Origin of the sequence: Bittarella massiliensis (ex Durand et al. 2017) (assembly GCF_009876955.1) — a bacterium.
In the GTDB taxonomy this organism is placed as follows: Bacteria; Bacillota; Clostridia; order Oscillospirales; family Ruminococcaceae; genus Bittarella; species Bittarella massiliensis.
Map to the genome: position 1 here is coordinate 1 of NZ_WWVY01000056.1, position 1748 is coordinate 1748.

The 1748-nt window shown below is 63.0% G+C and carries 3 protein-coding genes; all 3 read left to right on the plus strand.

The window, feature by feature from the left end; translation table 11 throughout:
* Positions 1 to 145 precede the first annotated feature (145 nt).
* The 3 genes from GT748_RS15090 to GT748_RS15100 are packed head-to-tail and all read left to right on the plus strand — an operon-like array spanning position 146 to position 1551.
* The gene (locus GT748_RS15090; protein ID WP_009323641.1) at positions 146 to 481 is read left to right on the plus strand and encodes a hypothetical protein; all 336 of its coding nucleotides are present in this window, start codon (positions 146 to 148) and stop codon (positions 479 to 481) included.
* A 12-nt stretch (positions 482 to 493) separates the two neighbouring features.
* Positions 494 to 1051 carry a phage protein Gp27 family protein gene (locus GT748_RS15095; protein ID WP_055081478.1) on the plus strand — a complete coding sequence of 186 codons (558 nt, stop codon included), beginning with the start codon at positions 494 to 496 and terminating at the stop codon, positions 1049 to 1051.
* Entirely contained in the window at positions 1051 to 1551 is a 501-nt protein-coding gene (locus tag GT748_RS15100; protein ID WP_055081479.1) for a transcription termination/antitermination NusG family protein, read from the plus strand. Before GT748_RS15095 ends, GT748_RS15100 begins: the two co-directional genes overlap by 1 nt.
* Positions 1552 to 1748: the final 197 nt, after the last annotated feature.

Here is a 1748-nt window from a genome sequence, read left to right on the forward strand (position 1 = left end):
ACGGAGATCCGGCAGATGAGCGACGATGTGAAAGACATCAAGGAAAATTGCATCCGGCGCGAGGAATTTGTTTCGCACCAGCTGAAGCTGGAGAACAAGCTGGACCGTCTGATGGAGTTCATGATGAAGCAGGGAGGCAACTGAGATGGACGAAAATGAACTGCGCCGAAAGATGCAGGCCGGCGAGCTTGCGGCCAATAACGGAACTGTGATGCGCACACTGGCCATCGCGGGCTGCGATTTCAAATTTTTAAAATTGAAGGGCCTGCTGCTGGCGCTGGCGGGCGGCATGGACCGGATGGCGCTGTGCAGCAGCATCAACTACCTGGCGGACAGCGGATACCTGCAGGTACGCTGCATCGAGGACAAGGCCCCGTCCAGCGTTTCGGACGCAGAGCTGGAGGACCTTGAGGTCAAGCTGACGCCGCGCGGCATCCAGCTGCAGCGCTGCGTGAAGAAAGACCCGCTGGTGGATATGTAGGAGGGCTTGAAGATGCGCGGAAAAAACAGGAGCCGCAGCACCATATCACAGCTGCCGCCCGAGGTCCGCGACGTCGTGGATGAGATGGTGAAAGCGACGAACACCTGCACGCTCGCGGATATTCAGAAGTATCTGGCGAGCCTGGACGTCACGCTGAGCCTGCAGGCAATCAGCACCTACAGCAGAAAGCTGCTGGCCTCGCTGGAGGATATCCGTGTGACAAACGAGCGGATGAACGCCATGGTGCGGGAAGCGGCGAAGTATCCGGAGCTGGATTTTTCCGAGGTGATCAACCGGGTGGCGGGGCAGAAGATCCTGGACGCCATCCTGTCGAAGCCGGACGAAGAGTGGAACGATATCGCGCTGGATAAGCTGCTGCGGGAGATGAACGCGCAGACAAAGGCTGTGGCGTACGCCCGCAGGCTGGACATTCAGAGCAAGGATGACACGCAGGCCGCCATGGGCGAGCTGAAGGCGGAGTTCTTCTCAGCCCTTGGTACGGAACATCCGGAGCTGTACCGGCAGCTCGTGGCGGCGCTGGAGCGCCGGCAGAAAGGGGCGCAGCGCTGATGAATTGGTACGCACTGCAGGTCCTGACCGGGACGGAACGGGACGTATGCACGGCGCTGCGGCGCAAAGGCGTGAAAGCCAGAGCCCCGGACCAGCGGATGGAGATTCGGCGGCGGGGTCAGTGGCAGACCGAGGACCGGCTGCTGCTGCCGGGATATGTGTTTGTGGGCGCGGACTATAACGCGGCGTTGTTCCATCTCGTTTCCCCTGTCCCCGGCGTCATCCGGTGGCTGGGGCTGGAGCACGGCGAGCCGCAGGCGCTGGACACTCGGGAGGCGCTGCGGTGGCGGCTGGACAGTGACGAGACGCTGGAGCCCAGCCGGGTGCTGTTTCACGCAGACGGTACGTGGCACGTTCTGGACGGCCCTCTGGCGGCGTTTGCAGGCTGCCCGGTGCGGATGGAGCGGCGGCAGCGCCGGGCGTATGTGACGGCGGAGCTGGGCGGCGTGGCCCGGCGGGTGCGGTTCGGCGTCATCCCTGTGGACGGTGATGCGCAGTGAAGCGGAAAGACCCGCGGCGCGAACTGGCACGGAAGCTCTCCGGCGCGAAGCTGAAGGAGCCGCCGGAGCTGTGCACGCGGTGCGTGTGGGCCATGCATGAGAGCGGCTGCCCGGTTTGCCCCTTCCCCCGCTGCGTGCGGCGCAGCACACCGGGAAATGTGGAAAAGTTGAAACCGGTGTGAAAACTCGTTGAAAAC

Excerpts from the sequence above, each read along its gene's own strand:
- GT748_RS15090 (WP_009323641.1), top strand. The coding sequence starts at position 146 with ATGGACGAAAATGAACTGCGCCGAAAGATGCAGGCCGGCGAGCTTGCG.
- GT748_RS15095 (WP_055081478.1), top strand. The coding sequence starts at position 494 with ATGCGCGGAAAAAACAGGAGCCGCAGCACCATATCACAGCTGCCGCCC.
- GT748_RS15100 (WP_055081479.1), top strand. The coding sequence starts at position 1,051 with ATGAATTGGTACGCACTGCAGGTCCTGACCGGGACGGAACGGGACGTA.